Here is a 16,437-nt window from a genome sequence, read left to right as displayed (position 1 = left end):
AACAAGCAAGCGCGGTGATCACATGGCGAAACTAAGGTCGATTGGTGTCTTCTGCGGCTCACGTCTGGGCGCGCGTCCCAGCTATGAAGAAGCAGCCGAACAGATCGGACGTGCCATTGCAAGGGCCGGATGTCGCCTGGTCTATGGCGGCGGGGATGTTGGATTGATGGGCGTATCCGCCTCCACCGCCGCTGCGGAAGGCGGTTCGGTTCTGGGGATTATTCCCGGTTTTCTGATCGCCCGTGAAGGTCAGCTGGACGGTGTAGAAATGCGCATTGTTGAATCGATGTCCGTTCGCAAACAGCAATTGATCGGCGAATCTGACGCCTATGTGATCATGCCGGGCGGCACCGGTACGCTGGAAGAGGTTTTCGATGTGATCTCGCGCCAGCAACTGGGCCTGCACAACAAACCCATCGTCTTCCTGGATGTAGACGGGTTCTGGCAGCCGCTGATCCAGTTGATCCAGCACACGGTCACCGAAGCCTTTTCCCCGCAATCCATTGCCGACCACCTGGTGCTCGAAGCCGATCCGCAGTCGGCCATCGATTACCTCGTGTCTAAAATGCCAGAGGCGGACAGCTAGTCCGCCTCACCTTCGGGGTCAAACACGTCCTCGATCTTCAGGTCGAACGCACCGGCCAGGGCGAAGGCCAGGCTGAGGGACGGGTCATGCTTGCCCGTCTCCACAGCATTGATGGCCTGTCGCGAGACATCAACCCGTCCTGCCAGTTCGGCCTGGGACCATTTTCGCTCCGCCCGGAGCACACGCAGGCGATTCTTCATTTGAATCGCCACATGAGGACACACTGGGTCAGGCCATACACGGCGATCAATGCCGGGAGGATCCAGATGAAAGACACGCGCGGCACATCCACGGCAATCTCCACAAATCCCCAGGCGAAACTGCCAAACCCGACCAGTCCCGCCGACCAGATGATCGCCTCCGCCTGAATACGGCGCTGGAATTCATCAATGGAGCGGAATTCCACCACATAGGCCCGCAGCGCATACAGAACCGGCAGGACCGGGGCCAGAGCGATCAGGACGGCCGGCAGCACATCCAGCTCGAGACGGTTGAGGGCCGCGATGGATGCAATGAGGACCACAGTATAGGCCATCATGGCACCGCCAAAATGAATGGTGTATCGACGTGAGTTGAACGCCATCTCGTCCCCCTATTGTGCCAGAACCTGACGCAATTGCGCCGTGAACGCTTCGGATTGGTCCAGCATGATAAAATGCTGACTCGGCTCGATACGCACGATGTCATAATCAGGCAAAGTGGCATACTGCGCGGCGTATCCGGCCTCGATCTGTTCGCCTGAAACCGGCATGGCCGGCGACCAGGCAATCAGAATGCGTACCGGCGCCTGCACCTCGGCCAGAACCGGGCTGAAATCCGTACCGGCGATCTCACCGAAGGCGGTGGCAACCGTGGCCTGATCCGACGCTTCCATCCAGGACATGACACGGGCCTGTCCCTGCGCTGTCATCGACTGGATGGGCAAGCCCTGACGCGACGTCGCGAGCCAGCTCTCCCGCGGCATGGACGCCATCTGGGCGGACATGCTCTGTCCATAGGTCCGGGCCTGGTCAGCGGTGATGACCGGATTGAACAGGCGGGCAAAAAACGGTGCACTATCGACAACCACGACCGCACTGACCTCGTCGGGTTCTGCCGCCGCCACCTGCAGCGCGATCTGGGCCCCCATGGAATGGCCGACCAGCACCACGTCGTCCAGACCTTCCGCCTCGATATAGGCCGAGATATCGGCAACCGCGGTCTCAACAACACTGTCCGTGCGCTCTGCCGGAGCCAGTCCGCCAAATCCGGCAAGGGTCACGATATGCGCATCCACGTCCAGGCTATCGGCTGTATCGTGCCAGACGTCGCCGTGTGAGGCGAGCCCGGGGATAAAAATCACGCTACGCTGATCCTCCTGCCCCCGCCGCTCCACACTATAGGTCGGATCGGCCATCGCCGGCGTGCTCAGCCCCAGCGCCAAGGCCATTATGCTTAAACGAACCATCATCCGATCACCCCCGCACCAAACAGTATGGCCAGGATGATCGCGACCCAGACGCCCGCATTGATACTCTTGCTCGATTTCATGTCTTGTCTCCATGACGATGTGTCACGTTAACCTGACATATGCCCGCTTCACTGTCAAGGAAACCTGACAAAATATCTCGCAAACACGACAAAGGGCGGCCGCATCGCGACCGCCCTTCAATGGTTTCAATAATTTGGCTTCAGGGACGGATCAGGCCGTTTCACCTTTCAGACGCGCCTCAACGGTGCTCCGGCCGATCAGCGGCAACAGCGCCGCCATGTCCGGACCATGACTTTCACCGGTCAGCATCTGCCGCAAGGGCATGAATAGACCCCGGCCCTTGCGACCGGTTTCCGCCTTGATACGTGCGGTCCACGCTCCCCAGCTCTCGGCGGTCAGCTCACCCTCGGGCAGGAAGGTCAGAGCCTGCGCGGCATACTCCGCGTCTTCGATCAGCGGCGTCACCGGTCCGGACACCAGCCCGGCCCAGGTCTTGGCATCGGACAGGCGTTCCAGATTGGGTTGAACCGCCAGCCAGAAGGCTTCACCGGCATCAGCTCCCATCGCAGCCAGGCGCGGCTGGACCTGTGTATAGGCCATGCCGTGCACCAGCTTGGCATTGAGGCGTTTGAGATCGTCTTCATCGAAACGGGCGGGTGCGCGTGACAACTTGGACAGATCAAATCCGTCCAGCAGACCGTCGAGCGCTTCGAAGGCGTCAATCGCATCCGATGTGCCCAGCTTGGCGAGCAGGGAGTTGACAGCCATCGGCTCCAGGCCCTGCGTATCGCGCAAATCACCCATCGACAAAGACCCCAGACGTTTTGACAGCTTGCCACCATCTGCGCCGACCAGCAGGGCCTGGTGACCGAACATCGGTGCCTTGCTTCCTAGCGCCTCGAAGATCTCGATCTGGGCACCGGAATTGGTCGTGTGGTCCTCACCGCGGATGATGTGCGTGATACCCGCCTCAATATCATCCACCACGCTGGGCAATGTGTAGAGATAGGAACCGTCTTCGCGGATCAGGATCGGATCGGACAGGGACGTGGTGTCGATAGTGACCGATCCCCGGACCATATCCTCCCAGCTGATGGGCTGACCGGACAGTTTGAACCGCCAGTGCGGTTTGTGACCCTCGGCTTCCAGCTGTGCCTTGTCCGTCTCGCTGAGCGAGAGGGCCGCGCGGTCATAGACCGGCGGACGCCCATTGGCCATTTGCAGGCGACGCTTGCGCTCCAGCTCCTCGCCCGTCTCATAACACGGGTAGAGCAGACCCATGGCCTTGAGTGTTTCCGCCGCGGCCGCATACCGGTCGAAACGCTCGGACTGTTTGAACGTCTCGTCCCACTGAAGCCCCAGCCAGGTCAGGTCCTCACGGATACCGTCTTCATACTCCGACGTGGAACGCTCGAGATCCGTATCATCAATCCGCAAGACGAATGTCCCACCGGCCTTGCGCGCGAAGAGGTAGTTGAACAGCGCCGTGCGGACATTGCCGACATGGAGGCGGCCGGTCGGGCTGGGGGCGAAACGGACTTTGGTCATGAATACGGGCCTTGGATGAGCGGGCGGATCTGCCGCCCGCCTTTTAGATCAAGCCGCAGGGCTTATCCAAGCCTAGGCTTCAGGACAAGTGTCATCGCCCCTGCGCCGACAATGGGAAAAATGCCCGGCCAACGCACAATACACCCAACCCCCGACCATGCCCGCAACAAAAAACACGGCGGTCCACATCGCCGCTACGCTTGGACTGTCTTCCCATTGTTGCTGCACCATGAGCTGGCTTAACACAGCCCCCATCACCCCGCTGAGCAGGACATCGGGACGGCCCCGGCGCCATGTGTTCAACCGGATGACAAAGACGATGAACGGCATGGGCAGAGAGGTCAGAACAGCGACATGAAGACCAGGGATCCAACCCATGAGGAGCCCTGCAACCGGTGCCATAACAAAGAGTGTCCAGTCATGGGCTGAATGCCCCCCACTCAACACTCCACTCCAAAACAGCAGCGAGATAATCGCAACGCCGGCGGCGTAACACGCCGCCAACCACGCAAGAACCGGGCGCACGACATGCTTCCACCAATCGAGGCGTCCCTCCCTGTCAAAACTTTGCGTTTCGACCCTGTCCTTTTCAGTCAGTTCCAGGCCGGATGCTTTTGCTGCAAGGCTCATGATGCGCTCGCCTTCTGTCGCTTGTTTCTGTCAAAACAGAAATAGCAGAACAACTAGAAACCACCATGAGGCGCGGTGACGCAGGCCTGTTTATGGGTGTGATATCCGTCAGACGTCCGGGCGCCGTACGCCGGCCAGTCCTGCATAGGTCAAGCCACCCACAGCCCCGGCCAGTCCGGCAATGACGAGACGATGGGGTTGCCCGGTCACAGCCCGGACAAGGCCTGTCATGTCCCACAGATCACCGCCTGACCGGGCATAGGCCAAAACCAGAATCTGCGCGATGACGGCAAGGATCAGCGCCATTCCGGCATCGGCGATCGGGCGTGGCCACCCCATTTTGCGGATCAGGACAATCAGCAAGACCCCGGGAAGCGCACAGACCAGCGCAAGGATCGTGCCCGTAAGACCCAGCGCCAGCACGATCGTGATCATCAGCGATACGCCCGGTACAGGAATTTCAAGATCGGGTGCGGCCTGTTTCAGGGTCCAGATTTCAAAGCCGTAGTGAAGGCCTGCGCCGACCAGGACGACAATCAGCGCGGCACCCCAGAATGCGAGGGCTGGCCTGAAAATACCCTGCCAAAATCCTGCCTGCATATCTCCTACTCCGCCGCGAGATTTATGGCCGTGGATTACTCAGCCCTGGATGTGTCAGACTTAGATGGTTCAGCCGGGGGCGTGAACATCTCTGCCCCGGTTTCCAGATACACCGAAGACGAGGGAAAGGCGAAGTCTGTTCCCGCCTCTTCCACAATGGTCTTGATCTTGAACGCCAGATCTTCCTTGAGGCGCAGCCACTCGCCCCAGTTTGTCGTCTTGGTGAAGCAGTACAGCATGAAATCGATCGAGGACGCGCTGAACCGGTCCACACGCATGAAGGTGGAGACTTCCGGCGGTTTGGCGTATTCCGGGTGCGTCAACACATAGTCGAGCACTTTGTCCCGGATCTCCTGGAGCTGTTCGACCCGTGTGTCATACCGAACGCCAATGATCCAATAAGTCCGGCGGTGGGTCATGCGGGAGAAATTGGTCACCGCATTGTCCGAGAGTTTCGAATTGGGCACATAGACCGGCCCTTTGTCGAAACGGCGCACCAGTGTGGAGCGGAAATTGATCTCCTCAACCGTGCCTTCGACAACGCCATCCACCTTGATCCACTCGCCCGGTACGAAGCGTTTTTCAGCGAGGATCAAAATACCGGCGATCAGATTGCGGAACAGATCCTGCGCTCCCAGACCGACCGCCACGCCGAACAGACCAAAACCGGCAATGATCGGACCGACAGGGATATTCCACACCTGCAAGACAGCGGCGGCCCCTACAATGATGAAGATGATACGCAGCGCCTTGGTCAACCAGTCGAGCATGACCGGTGTCAGCGCGTTTTTGAGAGCGCGCAACAGGTGCATCACCGGATCCACCGCATTGTGCAGAGCCCAGAAGATCGCGATCACGATCATCGAGCGCACGATATTGGCTCCATCCCCGATGAAGAAACCCTGATCTTCGGCGCCGGCCTGTAGGATGCGCAGGGCGAAAAACAAAGATATAATGACCGGGACGAGCTTGAGCGGGCCGGCAAGTGCCGACACGACCGCATCATCAATCTGGTTTTCAGTCTTCTCCGCCCAGGCCTTGAGCCGCCGGACGATCAGCTTGGCGAGCCCCGAGCGGAACACAAAGCCAATGAGCAGGACGAGCAGGGCGCCCACACCATGTCCCACGCTCACACCGAGAAAAGACGTGTTCCACACCTCCATAAAGAGGCCCCAGAAACGCTCCAGATCTGACATCACCGTATTCTCGTCCATTACCCGCGCCGCTCCTTGGCCCGATGAAATCTGACATCGGGAAACTTTTCTTCGGAGTAAGACACTTCCCAGGCGCTCTTGGCCAGAAAGACCGGATCCCCGCCAATATCCTCGGCCATCGCGGATTTATGCCGGTCGGCAAACGCCTCGACCTTGTCGTCATCACCGCCCAGCCACCGCGCGGTGTCATAGGGAGCGGGTTCAAAATCCACGTCCAGCCCGTATTCCGCCTTCACACGTTCGCGCATCACATCGATCTGCAGCTGTCCAACCGCACCGACAATAAAGTCACCGCCAATGGTGGGCCGGAACAACTGGGTCACCCCCTCCTCTGCCAGGCTTTCCAGCGCCTTTTTGAGGTGTTTGGCCTTGAGAGGATCGGCCAGACGAGCCCGGCGCAGGATTTCAGGGGCGAAATTGGGAATGCCCGAGAAGCGAATCTTGCCGCTCTCTGACAGGCTGTCTCCCACACGCAGCGTCCCGTGATTGGGCACACCGATCACATCACCGGCAAACGCCTCATCGGCAATCTCGCGGTCCTGGGCAAAGAACATCACCGGCGCAGACACCGTGATCTGCTTGCCGCTATCGGTTTTGAGCTTCATGCCGCGCCGGAACTTGCCCGAGCTCAATCGGAGAAAGGCGACGCGGTCCCGGTGATTGGGGTCCATATTCGCCTGGACCTTGAACACAAAGCCGGCCACTTCCTTGCCGCCGGGATCAATCTCGCTGGCCTTGCCGTTCACATCGGCTTCCAGTGGTGCCGGGCCGGGAATAAAGTCCGCCATGCTGTCGAGCATATCGCGAACGCCAAAATCACGTAGAGCTGTGCCAAAAAAGACTGGCGTGCGATGGCCTTCCAGAAACGCCTGCTGGTCGAAGGGCGGACACAGCTCGGTGGCGACTTCCGCGCCTTCCTTCACCTCGTCGAGTTCCTCCTCGGTGAGGATTTCGGTGATGGAATTGCCGTTCATAGCGACACGTTCCGTCGGCTCTCCGGCCTGTCTCTGCTCGCCCGGACGTTGATAGACCACAAACTCGTCGCGATGCAGATCAACCACGCCACGGAACCGGTTCCCCGATCCGGACGGCCATTGCATCGGCGTCGCATCGAGGGCCAGTTTTTCCTGGATATCTTCCAGCAACTCGATCGGATCGAGCGCTTCGCGATCCATCTTGTTGATGAAAGTCACGATCGGGATATCGCGCAGGCGGCACACTTCCACGAGCTTCAACGTCCGCGGCTCCACACCCTTTGCGGCATCGAGCACCATGATCGCGCTGTCTGCTGCGGTGAGCGTGCGATAGGTATCTTCGGAGAAGTCTTCGTGGCCGGGCGTATCGAGCAGGTTGAACAACAAACCCTTGTGTTCAAACGTCATGACAGAGGCCGAGACCGAGATCCCGCGCTCCTGCTCGATCTTCATCCAGTCCGAGCTGGTCCGCCGGCTCTCACCCCTTGCCTTGACCTGGCCGGCCAGACGGATCGCCCCGGCTGTGAGCAGCATGGTCTCGGTGAGTGTGGTCTTACCGGCGTCCGGATGGGAGATAATGGCAAAGCTACGACGGCGCGCCCATTCGGCACCGGCGGCAGGGGATGAAGTCATGAATCGCTCGCAAATCTCGACAAGCGCCGGGATTAGCGCGTTCAACCCGTTGACCGCAAGTCTTCAGCGGTACGCAGCCAGACCTCGCTGTTGACTTCATTGACGCTCAACCGCCCCTGATCGATCTGCGACGCCCATAGTCCGGCCAGTACAACCATCGGGATATTGGCAAAACGCAGTCCAACCTCGCGGTAATGGGTCGCCTCGTCCGGCTTTATCGCCAACAGGCCGTTCGCTCCCTCAATCCGATAGGCCAGCAGGGCGCACAAATGCCGGGTCTGATCCTCCCTGACATGCGGCAGGTCCGGCTGGGTAAAGATCGCCTCACGCACCAGATCCATCAATTGCCCCGGCTCAAGCTTGTCCAGCTCGGCAACGGGCAGCGGCAGGCTGCCATCATTGAGCAGGCTGACGAGATCTCCCAGATCGAAGACGACATCGTTGAACAAAAACAACATCGAACGGAACTCAAAGGTGTCTAAACTCGGAACGCCTCAAATATGACGCAAGACCCTTAATTTTCTTCCACCGGCTCGGTGAGAAAATGTCGCTGAAGACGGTCCTCGATCTCGATCACCCAGAGATCCTCGTCGCGGTCCAAACGCCGAGCGATATCCGCGTCCACCAGATTCTCATCTGCGTCGTTTCCGAACGGTTTCATCCAGATTCTATCCCCCTTCGCGTCCCGTATCGGCACGAACAGGCAGGATTTGCGCTGAGGCAAAACCAGTTTCACCAACACGGCCCCGGCATCGGCATCGCCCCTGTGCACGACATATGCATGGGCCAACCCTGACTGGGCACGTCGGATCAGGGCATCGACCCAGAATTTTGCTTTGAGATCGCTCATTTCCGTTGATGGCAGGGCAATTGCTTAATAGAGTGTAAACGGGTGAGGGAGCGTATCATGTTAGTACGGAGTCAGTTGGGTGTGATCGCCCTGTCGGCTGCACTGTTTGCAGGCTTGGCAGGAAGCGCATGGTCCAGTCAGGGTCTGGATGAGGTCGGCCAAGCCACATCCACGATCGCCACGTCCGCCATTGAGCACAATTCGGCCTTGGCCGGGATTGAATTGGCGTTCGGAACAGATACGCCGATTCAGGCTGTCGCGGAAGAACGCGCCCTGGCCGATATCGCCCGGGGCACGACCGCCTTTATTCTGACCCCCAGCCGGGATGTTGTAGACATCCCGGTCAGCCTGCCCAATGAAATCCATGCGGATGGCGCCTGGCTGAGACTGGCCGCCCGTCCGGCAAGTGACCTGTCCAATGGACGGATCAGCGTGCGGGTCAATAATGGCGATCCGATCGTCATTCGCCCGCAAGCCCGCGCCATGGAAGCACGCTTCGCCCTTTATTCCGCCGATTTCCGACCGGGCGACAACACGCTGTCGATCTCCTATTCCGCTGACACTGCGGATGCCGGCTGGATTGTCGATGCCGAGCGCTCCTCCCTGCGCCTCAGCCTGCAACAGACCGGATCGATTTCGAGCCTCGAAGCGCTGGAAAGCAATCTGTCGGCCGATTTTGCTGCGCCGCGCCGGATCGCCCTCATCAGCGAAGCCAGTGATGAGCGCGCGGCCATGGAAGGTCTTGTCGCCCAGGGCCTGGCCCTGCGCGCCGGTGTCGTGCCCCTTCTGAGCGGTGATGTCGACAGCGCAGACCTGGTCGTACGCATGGGTGCCTATGAGGACCTGAACCCGGCCGAACAATCCGCCGTCGACGCCCAATTGCGGCTTGCCGGACCGGCCCTTGTCTATATGCCGGCACGTCAGCCTCGCCTGATCTTGACCGGTCGCAATCGTGACGAGGCCACCGCCGCCGCACGCCTGTTTGCAGCCCGGTCTCTCGCCGGTTTCGATCAGAGCTTTGCTGCCGCGGACGCTGTCTCCGCTGCACGACTGGGTCAGGGCATGGCCCGCGATGCCCGCGCCATGGTGGGCACCAATGCAGACCTTCGCACCTTTGCCACGTCCGGCCTGCCCTTCTCTGCCGATCAGGGATCCCGGACGGCTGTCATCCTGTCGGGTAATTCCGAGGAAGACCGTTTCGGAGCCCTCTCCATCCTCGCCCGCAGTGCACTAATCAGTGAACAGGCCTGGCTCTATGCCTGGTACGGCGAGAGCGATACCCCTGCACCCGGCAATCACAATCTTCTGGTACTGGGCCCGGGCGCCGACATGCACCCGCTGGTTCAGCGCTATGCCCCGTCAGAAATGCACGCCGCCATGCGCGCCGCCGAACGCAGTCAGGGCCAGCGCGGCCTGATGCGCCTCGCCGCCGCCGCTTACGCCGATGGACCGGAGGCCGCCAATGCCGAGACCGTCAATCTAGGGGTCGCCAGCCTGTTCTCTGACACGGACGGCCGTTGGATCGGGGCCCTGACCACCACTGCCGTGGGCTCATTCGAGACCGCCGGTCGCAGCCTCGCCCGGTCTGATCTGTGGGGATCTCTGGAGGGGCGCGCCGTCATCTGGAGCGAACGTGGTGTCACGGTGTATGACTATTCCGTCGCCGCCCCGACCTTGCAGGACCGCTGGCGCGAGTTTGCACTCGACCATACCCGCGATCTGGCTTTCGTGATGTTTGGTTTAGCCTTTCTTATCCTGATCCGCGGGATTTGGCGTCGTCGCGTTCATCGCTCGTCAAACGCTTAGTGGTAAACCTCTCCCAGCTTTGGGAGAGAGCGGATGAACCGTTCCAGGTTTTTGATGGTGTTGGCCGGCCTTGTTTTGAGTGGTCCGGCCTGGGGACAGATGTCAGCGGAAGACGTGTTTGTGGAGCGCTCCACAGCACGCCAGCTCGATGATCGGTGCGGTCTGTTTTCCGCCGACGAACGCACGGCGCTGGATACGGGCTGGGCACAGAGCCGTAATCAGCTTCTGCAAGGCGGCTATCCCGACGAGCAGCTGGACCGTTTCGATACGGCGCTCGCCTCTGAAACCCGCTCCATGTCGTGTCATGACCGTGAGGTCCTCGCCCTGCAACAGCGCGTCCACGGCGCCTATGCCGCCTGGTCAGGACTGATCCACATGCGCTTTCCGGGCTCCGGTCAGAGCTGGGACGCCAATCGTATGGCGGGCTATACCGGAGCGGGCTGGCAGATCCTGCAGGACCAGACGCAATTCAAGGCCGGACTGGCCCGCATTGGCAGCGAGCTCGCCTTCACCATCGCCATTGAAGACAGCCGCGATTTTTCCTCCGTCGCCCTGATCGTGCGGGATACAGAACGCCATCCCGGCCTGTTCGATCCCAGCCTGGGCGGTCTGGTCCAGGTGGCCCACGATGAGGACTGGGTGCGGTTCACACCCCCTGACAGCGCGCGCCGGGTGATCTGGGCGAGCACCGAGCTCCAGACCCGACAGGCCCCGGATCTGTTTGACACCCGCAACACCCGTATCCTGCAATTTCCCGACAGCGTGCTGTCGGCCCTGAGCAATCAGGATCCGCGCGAAAGCGTGCGTCTGGATTTCTTTGATCGCAATGGCCGCGTCATCCGTTCGCATTTTCTGGAAGTCGGCGATTTTGCCGCCGCGCTGAGCTTTATTCGCAGCGGTCGGTTTGCCGAAGGCTAGCGCGCCTCGGCGATGTTTGGCCCCAGTGTGGACTGGGCCTGCTGGGCGCGCCGGATCTGGTCATGCACATCCATATTGGGAAGCGTATCAATCCGGGCCCGGTCACGACGAATAACCGGCAAGGTAATGGTCACGGTCGTCCCTTCCCCGGGACGGCTGGCGATTTCCATTGTGCCGCCATGCAGCTCCGCCAGGGCCCGCACAAGCGACAGGCCCAGTCCCGTACCACGGCTCGCTGCCCGGTCAGCACTGGCAGTCTGTTGATAGGGCTGACCCAGACGTTCCGCCTCGTCCGTAGAAATACCCACACCACTATCGCCGACAGCCAGAACCAGATCATCACCCCGCATTCGGGTCATGACCACCACAGCACCGCCTTGCGGCGTGAATTTCACGGCATTGGAGAGCAGGTTCAACAGGATCTGGCGCAGCGCCTTGCGGTCCGCCTTCACCGGGATTGAGGCATCACTGGCCTCGACAGCCAGGCTCAGCCCGGCTTCTTCTGCCTGCAGACGCATGAGCTTGGCCGCAATGGAAACAACTTCGGCCACGTCAAACTCTTCCAGGAAGAGCTGATACCGGTCGGCTTCGATCTTGGACATGTCCAGCACATCACCAATCAATTCCACCAGGTGCTGACCACTTTCATGAATAAGGTCTGCATATTCGGCGTACCGCGCCGGCAAAGGGCCAAACAGGCGCGCCTTCATGACATCGGAGAATCCGATGATCGCATTCAGCGGCGTCCGCAACTCGTGACTGACCGATGCGAGATATTGAGATTTCGCGCGTGAGTCTTCGAGTGCCCGGTCGCGCTCGCGTTCCATCTGGTTCAATTCCCCATCCACCGCGGAGCGAACATCAGGGACTAAAACATTGACCGACCCGCCAGGGATCGGGCGGCTTTGCAAGCGCACCATCAGCTCCCGCCCGCGTGCGCCGCGCATGCCCAGCGTGTCCTCGGCCGGCTTAAGACCGGCGATCCGGGCCAAACGGTCCAGCTGATGTCGCTCGGGCTCATCAAAACCGAAATCCGACAGGGGCAAATTATCCAGCTGACGCGGTAGGCCCGGCAGCAAGGCGCGCAGCCCGATGGAGCTGGCCTGGATCTGCCCGTCTTCATCACATGCCACCAGAGCGGCGGGTGCCTGGTCAAAGGCCTGCACGCGCACCCGGCTGCGCTCTGCCAGGTCTCGAACCTGGTCATGCAGCCGGATAGCGCGCAGCGCCGCACAGGCAAAGCCAAAGGCAATCGCCAGCGTTGCCCCCAGCATAAAGGGCGCAAACAAGGTCGCACCAAGCTGGGCCGGACCAATAAAGCCCGCCAGTTGCAATGCGCCGACAACCAGCGCGGCCAGTCCCGACAGAGCGGCGGATTTGAGAATGGCCTCCCGGTCGCCCTGGGCTGCAGCGACGGCAGGCGGAAGCAGAAACGCAAAGACGGCCGGACCGGTCAGACCGCCACCGGTTGCTGCAAGGCCAGCGGCCATCCCTGTCCAGAACAGAGCGAGCGCAAAACGTTCAAAATTGCGTTCGATCCGCGCACCCAGAAGAATACCGGCAATAGCAGGAGCCGCGACCGCACCCAGCCCAAGAGCATTAAGCCACACCGGACCCGTCAAATCCGGCCAGATCGTGACCGCAGCGACGCCCACATTCACCAGCCATATAAGGTTGATGAACGCGCCGCCGCGACGGACAGCCCAGCCAATGATGTCAGATCCCATATGCGCCATTTTGGTGTGCGACTCAGTCCTATCCCTCTTGGCCGGAGCTTTCGCCCCAATCGTTAACAAAGCCTAAATTATAAACTTGTCGCGTTTACGGTTTAAAACCGGCAAGTCTGTTTACATAACGAGGCGATTCAAGGGTTGGACGCAAGGCCAACTGGAGTCAGTATGGTGTCAGACGGCAATTAAGGCGGACGGGCTATCCGCTGCGGGAGTGGGAGTAAACCGATGATTGCAATTTTGGCCGGTGTGCTGGCGGTTTCAGCTCTGGACGACGATAAAAATGCGGCGCTTGCCGCTGCCGAGGCCGAACTCGCCTTGTCTGCGGAAGCGAGTGCGATCAAAAGCGACGCCGCCACCGCCGAGAGCGAAGCAAACGCCGAAACCATCCTCCTTGCCGCAGCGCCGGAACCGGTCCTCCAGCTCGATGCGGGCTCCACGACCGGAACTGAGGCCGAAACAGCCCTTACCGGAACGCTCGCGGACGCCGCCCATTATGCGAGCTTCCACCGCACCGTTGCAGATCTCCGTGACGCGCCAATTGCCTCAGCCGATGATCTTGACGCCGCAATGGATCGACTGTCCGCTTATTATGGCGAAGATCGTCTGGCGCGGGCCTGGGTGGCCTATACCGCTCTGATCGCAGCTCAGCATCCCGACTTCATCGATGAAGTGCGTGAAGCTGCAGACTTCTATGGCACGGACGCGGCCATGGAAGGTCTGGTGAATGATCCGACCTATATCACCAGCTTCTCTACCGCCGAAACCGCTGAACAAGCCGTAGCGGGCGCGCTTGAGAGCGATGCAGACGAGATCCGTGATGTCGCCGAACAATATCGCATTGCCGCCTATAACCTGCAGAATGAGCGCTGGGCAAATGTTCGCGCCCAGGACCGTCAGGATCGTCTGACGGCTCTGGAGACCGCCGGTGAGCGCGATCTGGATATGAATAATGCGGCCGTTGAAGCCTTCCAGGCCCAGATGGATACCGGACGCGCCGCCTCTCAGCTTTTCCGCACCGATACCGCTCTTGTCGCCGATGCCTCGGCCACGACTGGCGCCCCCGCGCTGACGCTTGCCGTTGGCCAGGGCCAGCTCTCTGCGGACGAAAACCGGGTCGGCCGGGTGCTCTCTGTAGCCGCCCTCCAGTCGATCTCTGATGATCCCATGGCCACCACCCAGGCTCTTGAAGCGTTAATGACCGACCCGACCGTCGAGCGCTGCCTCGCCTGGGTCCGTCTGGACATGCAGCAGTGTGTAGCCGCGGGTCACTTCAAATACGAAGACAGTTTCTGCATCGCAGAACATGCCCTGCTCGACGTCAGCAATTGCCTGTCAGCCAGCAACGGCTGATCTCTTCCCTGTTTTTCGAAGAATGAAACACGGCGCGGCGCCTCTGGCCCGCGCCGTTGTTCGTTAACAAAGTGTGTACCATTCAGGAACAGGTAAGACTTGAGAAAAATTTTAAGAAAACATTTTGCTCCAGTTTCGGACGTTATTTTTGGTTAACAGGGCTTTCGCTCGCAATCTTGCGCTGTTTTTCCTAGCCTCCATCCTGCATTGAAAAGTGCAGAGCCAATGGAGGAAGTCCCGATGTTTATTCTGCGCGCTGCGTTCTGGCTGGGTGTTGTCAGCCTTTTCATCCCTGCGAATTTCGCCGGCAGTGACATCGAGCTTCCCTTCTCTTTTGACACTGCATCCCTGGCTACAGACGGCCCGCTGTTTGATGGAAACACCGCCGTAGATGAATGGTGCGAAGGCCGCGAGGCAATGTGCGAAGTCGGTGAAGAAGCCGCTCGTATCACTGTTTTCCTGGCTGACACAGCCAGCGAGCGGGTTGAGGCAGCCCTGGAAGCGGACGACGCCAACCGTTGATCTTGGGCCATCGGGTGCGTCTTCCCTCCATTGATGCGCCTGATACAGATTGACGCCTTGCCCCACCACGGCAGGCAGGCTACCTCCCCGCTCACCATGAGCATTCACACAGACATCGAAGACCTGGTCGAGGAATTTGACTTCCTCGGCGACTGGGAAGAGCGCTACGCCTATCTCATTGATATGGGCAAGGCCCTGGACGGGCTGGATGAAAACCAGAAGACCGAGGACACACGCGTGAAAGGCTGTGTTAGCCAGGTCTGGCTCGTCCATGAAACAACGCCGGACAACCACATTCTCTTTCACGCTGATAGCGATGCCCACATCGTGCGCGGTCTTGCAGCCCTGATGGTGCGGATCTATTCCAATCGTACCGCGCAGGAGATCCTGTCTGTTGATGCAAAAGCGGTTCTGGAACGCATCGGCCTGTCAGAACACCTCTCTCCGCAACGCTCCAATGGCCTTGTCTCCATGATGAACCGGATACGACGCGTGGCAGAGTCAGCGGCCTGATCACACCGGCATGCCATAACTGCGGGCCACAGCCTGCAAAGCCAGCTTGAGTGCCAGTTTACCCGATCGTGCCGGCCACCCCTCCGAGTGTTCCAACGCACCCAGCGGATCCTGCCGAAAACAGACATGAGTCAAAAGGCGTGACAGGGCCGGTCCAGCCATCTCGAGCGCGCGCATCACCCGGTCCTTTGCCGCGATCGCAGACAGGCTGGCCTCTTCCGGACCGCCCCGGCCCCCGCCCGGCACACGCAGCCAGTCCGCTGTCATCCGGGGGTTCAGGGAGGAGCGGGACCAGTCTTCTATCAAACGAGTGCCCGCCGCGTGTTCACCCGCGCTGAGCCAACCGCCCTCGCCGCTCCAGCGGGACAAGGGATCCGACGCACAGGTGACGGCATTGGGGCAGATCTCACCTGTCTCTTCGATTAGAGTACGAGGCTGTTTCGCCTTGCCGGGTAATTGACCGGCCAATCGTTCGAACGCCCTTTGCCCCTCCTCGCTCAGGTCAAATCCACCGGTTTTACAATCATGAAGCCAGGACTGGCGACGCGCCTCGCGAAACCGCGCCAATGACAGCCGCGCCAGTGTGCGCCCTTGCCCCTTCCCGGCACGCACCACCCATTGCCCCGTCTCGTCCTGCACCAGCCGGGTTTCCGGGCGAGCGAGGCGTTTCATCCAAACCGGCGCACTCATGGCGCGCCCCCCGCACCGGGGATGGATTTCAACCCGGCTTCCAAAGCGTCCATGCGCGCGTCGAACTCGGCATCATCCCGCATGTCCTCGATGAGATGACAGGCATGAGCCGCGGTTGACCGGTCTCGGCCAAACGCCTGCCCCACTCGGCCCAGTGGCCACTCAAAGGCAACATGGGCCAGATACATTGCCGCCTGACGCGCAAAGGCGCTCTTGCGACTGCGACGAGTGGGCGCTGACAGATCATCGGCCGACACACCAAAGGCATAGGCCACGGCGTGACGGACCAGATGTGCGCGGGCGGTAAACTCTGCCTGTGCGTGTTGTGAATTCATCCCCAAAGTCTCGCTCTGCATGCTGACCTCCTCTCGGCGTGACAGGGCTATGCTAGGACCTGCG

General features: G+C 60.3%; 19 protein-coding genes. 6 read left to right on the top strand and 13 right to left on the bottom strand.

Annotation, left to right across the window (positions count from 1 at the left end; genetic code table 11):
* Positions 1-22: 22 nt before the first annotated feature.
* Entirely contained in the window at positions 23-586 is a 564-nt protein-coding gene (locus tag RMQ97_RS05725) for a TIGR00730 family Rossman fold protein (RefSeq protein ID WP_413659897.1), read from the top strand.
* Here RMQ97_RS05725 and RMQ97_RS05720 read toward each other — a convergent pair.
* From RMQ97_RS05720 to RMQ97_RS05675, 10 genes are all read right to left on the bottom strand, one after another.
* Positions 583-786: a helix-turn-helix transcriptional regulator gene (locus RMQ97_RS05720; protein WP_413659896.1), complete on the bottom strand. Its 204-nt coding sequence runs from the start codon at positions 784-786 to the stop codon at positions 583-585. The genes RMQ97_RS05725 and RMQ97_RS05720 overlap by 4 nt on opposite strands.
* Positions 783-1,169 carry a hypothetical protein gene (locus RMQ97_RS05715; protein WP_413659895.1) on the bottom strand — a complete coding sequence of 129 codons (387 nt, stop codon included), beginning with the start codon at positions 1,167-1,169 and terminating at the stop codon, positions 783-785. Before RMQ97_RS05715 ends, RMQ97_RS05720 begins: the two co-directional genes overlap by 4 nt.
* Positions 1,170-1,178: 9 nt before the next feature.
* On the bottom strand, positions 1,179-2,036 hold the full coding sequence (locus RMQ97_RS05710; protein ID WP_413659894.1) for an alpha/beta fold hydrolase: 858 nt from the start codon (positions 2,034-2,036) through the stop codon (positions 1,179-1,181).
* A 231-nt stretch (positions 2,037-2,267) separates the two neighbouring features.
* Positions 2,268-3,605, bottom strand: coding sequence for a glutamate--tRNA ligase (gene gltX, locus RMQ97_RS05705; protein WP_413659893.1), 1,338 nt, complete (start codon positions 3,603-3,605; stop codon positions 2,268-2,270).
* Positions 3,606-3,677: 72 nt separating this feature from the next.
* Positions 3,678-4,235, bottom strand: coding sequence for a hypothetical protein (locus RMQ97_RS05700; RefSeq protein ID WP_413659892.1), 558 nt, complete (start codon positions 4,233-4,235; stop codon positions 3,678-3,680).
* 108 nt (positions 4,236-4,343) lie between these two features.
* Positions 4,344-4,835 carry a hypothetical protein gene (locus RMQ97_RS05695; RefSeq protein ID WP_413659891.1) on the bottom strand — a complete coding sequence of 164 codons (492 nt, stop codon included), beginning with the start codon at positions 4,833-4,835 and terminating at the stop codon, positions 4,344-4,346.
* A 35-nt stretch (positions 4,836-4,870) separates the two neighbouring features.
* Positions 4,871-6,049: a mechanosensitive ion channel family protein gene (locus RMQ97_RS05690; protein WP_413659890.1), complete on the bottom strand. Its 1,179-nt coding sequence runs from the start codon at positions 6,047-6,049 to the stop codon at positions 4,871-4,873.
* Positions 6,049-7,656, bottom strand: a complete 1,608-nt coding sequence (locus RMQ97_RS05685) for a peptide chain release factor 3 (RefSeq protein ID WP_413659889.1) — start codon at positions 7,654-7,656, stop codon at positions 6,049-6,051. The genes RMQ97_RS05690 and RMQ97_RS05685 overlap by 1 nt, the downstream gene beginning before the upstream one ends.
* A gap of 41 nt (positions 7,657-7,697) precedes the next feature.
* Positions 7,698-8,114: a hypothetical protein gene (locus RMQ97_RS05680; protein ID WP_413659888.1), complete on the bottom strand. Its 417-nt coding sequence runs from the start codon at positions 8,112-8,114 to the stop codon at positions 7,698-7,700.
* 56 nt (positions 8,115-8,170) lie between these two features.
* Positions 8,171-8,506 (bottom strand): DUF1491 family protein, encoded by a 336-nt coding sequence (locus tag RMQ97_RS05675; RefSeq protein WP_413659887.1) that lies wholly within the window; start codon positions 8,504-8,506, stop codon positions 8,171-8,173.
* A gap of 57 nt (positions 8,507-8,563) precedes the next feature.
* On the opposite strand from RMQ97_RS05675, the gene RMQ97_RS05670 reads away from it, so the two are divergent.
* Entirely contained in the window at positions 8,564-10,312 is a 1,749-nt protein-coding gene (locus RMQ97_RS05670) for a hypothetical protein (protein WP_413659886.1), read from the top strand.
* Between the two features lie 33 nt (positions 10,313-10,345).
* On the top strand, positions 10,346-11,230 hold the full coding sequence (locus RMQ97_RS05665; protein ID WP_413659885.1) for a hypothetical protein: 885 nt from the start codon (positions 10,346-10,348) through the stop codon (positions 11,228-11,230).
* On the opposite strand, the gene RMQ97_RS05660 is transcribed toward RMQ97_RS05665, so the two are convergent.
* Positions 11,227-12,957, bottom strand: coding sequence for a sensor histidine kinase (locus RMQ97_RS05660; protein WP_413659884.1), 1,731 nt, complete (start codon positions 12,955-12,957; stop codon positions 11,227-11,229). The two genes, RMQ97_RS05665 and RMQ97_RS05660, sit on opposite strands and share 4 nt — an antisense overlap.
* Before the next feature lie 231 nt (positions 12,958-13,188).
* Here RMQ97_RS05660 and RMQ97_RS05655 point away from each other — a divergent pair, with 231 nt between their 5' ends.
* The 3 genes from RMQ97_RS05655 (at position 13,189) to RMQ97_RS05645 (ending at position 15,348) form a co-directional block, all read left to right on the top strand.
* Positions 13,189-14,313: a hypothetical protein gene (locus RMQ97_RS05655; protein WP_413659883.1), complete on the top strand. Its 1,125-nt coding sequence runs from the start codon at positions 13,189-13,191 to the stop codon at positions 14,311-14,313.
* Positions 14,314-14,553: 240 nt separating this feature from the next.
* A complete protein-coding gene (locus RMQ97_RS05650; RefSeq protein WP_413659882.1) occupies positions 14,554-14,835 on the top strand; it encodes a hypothetical protein in 282 nt (93 codons plus the stop codon).
* A gap of 96 nt (positions 14,836-14,931) precedes the next feature.
* Entirely contained in the window at positions 14,932-15,348 is a 417-nt protein-coding gene (locus tag RMQ97_RS05645; RefSeq protein WP_413659881.1) for a SufE family protein, read from the top strand.
* Here the strand turns inward: RMQ97_RS05645 and RMQ97_RS05640 are convergent, their stop codons facing one another.
* Both RMQ97_RS05640 and RMQ97_RS05635 read right to left on the bottom strand, forming a co-directional pair.
* Positions 15,349-16,038: a DUF6456 domain-containing protein gene (locus tag RMQ97_RS05640; RefSeq protein ID WP_413659880.1), complete on the bottom strand. Its 690-nt coding sequence runs from the start codon at positions 16,036-16,038 to the stop codon at positions 15,349-15,351.
* Positions 16,035-16,394, bottom strand: coding sequence for a helix-turn-helix domain-containing protein (locus tag RMQ97_RS05635; protein WP_413659879.1), 360 nt, complete (start codon positions 16,392-16,394; stop codon positions 16,035-16,037). The genes RMQ97_RS05640 and RMQ97_RS05635 overlap by 4 nt, the downstream gene beginning before the upstream one ends.
* Between the last annotated feature and the right edge of the window lie 43 nt (positions 16,395-16,437).

The organism is Maricaulis sp. D1M11 (assembly GCF_047308265.1).
Lineage (GTDB): Bacteria > Pseudomonadota > Alphaproteobacteria > Caulobacterales > Maricaulaceae > Maricaulis.
Note: the sequence above shows the minus strand (reverse complement) of the source record. Positions and strands in the feature narration are given on the sequence as shown.

Coding starts and splice junctions, on each gene's coding strand:
- RMQ97_RS05715 (WP_413659895.1), bottom strand. CDS start 1,169: ATGGCGTTCAACTCACGTCGATACACCATTCATTTTGGCGGTGCCATG.
- RMQ97_RS05660 (WP_413659884.1), bottom strand. CDS start 12,957: ATGGGATCTGACATCATTGGCTGGGCTGTCCGTCGCGGCGGCGCGTTC.
- RMQ97_RS05690 (WP_413659890.1), bottom strand. CDS start 6,049: ATGGACGAGAATACGGTGATGTCAGATCTGGAGCGTTTCTGGGGCCTC.
- gltX (WP_413659893.1), bottom strand. CDS start 3,605: ATGACCAAAGTCCGTTTCGCCCCCAGCCCGACCGGCCGCCTCCATGTC.
- RMQ97_RS05645 (WP_413659881.1), top strand. CDS start 14,932: ATGAGCATTCACACAGACATCGAAGACCTGGTCGAGGAATTTGACTTC.
- RMQ97_RS05670 (WP_413659886.1), top strand. CDS start 8,564: ATGTTAGTACGGAGTCAGTTGGGTGTGATCGCCCTGTCGGCTGCACTG.
- RMQ97_RS05665 (WP_413659885.1), top strand. CDS start 10,346: ATGAACCGTTCCAGGTTTTTGATGGTGTTGGCCGGCCTTGTTTTGAGT.
- RMQ97_RS05635 (WP_413659879.1), bottom strand. CDS start 16,394: ATGCAGAGCGAGACTTTGGGGATGAATTCACAACACGCACAGGCAGAG.
- RMQ97_RS05700 (WP_413659892.1), bottom strand. CDS start 4,235: ATGAGCCTTGCAGCAAAAGCATCCGGCCTGGAACTGACTGAAAAGGAC.
- RMQ97_RS05640 (WP_413659880.1), bottom strand. CDS start 16,038: ATGAGTGCGCCGGTTTGGATGAAACGCCTCGCTCGCCCGGAAACCCGG.
- RMQ97_RS05650 (WP_413659882.1), top strand. CDS start 14,554: ATGTTTATTCTGCGCGCTGCGTTCTGGCTGGGTGTTGTCAGCCTTTTC.
- RMQ97_RS05695 (WP_413659891.1), bottom strand. CDS start 4,835: ATGCAGGCAGGATTTTGGCAGGGTATTTTCAGGCCAGCCCTCGCATTC.
- RMQ97_RS05725 (WP_413659897.1), top strand. CDS start 23: ATGGCGAAACTAAGGTCGATTGGTGTCTTCTGCGGCTCACGTCTGGGC.
- RMQ97_RS05720 (WP_413659896.1), bottom strand. CDS start 786: ATGAAGAATCGCCTGCGTGTGCTCCGGGCGGAGCGAAAATGGTCCCAG.
- RMQ97_RS05710 (WP_413659894.1), bottom strand. CDS start 2,036: ATGATGGTTCGTTTAAGCATAATGGCCTTGGCGCTGGGGCTGAGCACG.
- RMQ97_RS05685 (WP_413659889.1), bottom strand. CDS start 7,656: ATGACTTCATCCCCTGCCGCCGGTGCCGAATGGGCGCGCCGTCGTAGC.
- RMQ97_RS05675 (WP_413659887.1), bottom strand. CDS start 8,506: ATGAGCGATCTCAAAGCAAAATTCTGGGTCGATGCCCTGATCCGACGT.
- RMQ97_RS05655 (WP_413659883.1), top strand. CDS start 13,189: ATGATTGCAATTTTGGCCGGTGTGCTGGCGGTTTCAGCTCTGGACGAC.
- RMQ97_RS05680 (WP_413659888.1), bottom strand. CDS start 8,114: ATGTTGTTTTTGTTCAACGATGTCGTCTTCGATCTGGGAGATCTCGTC.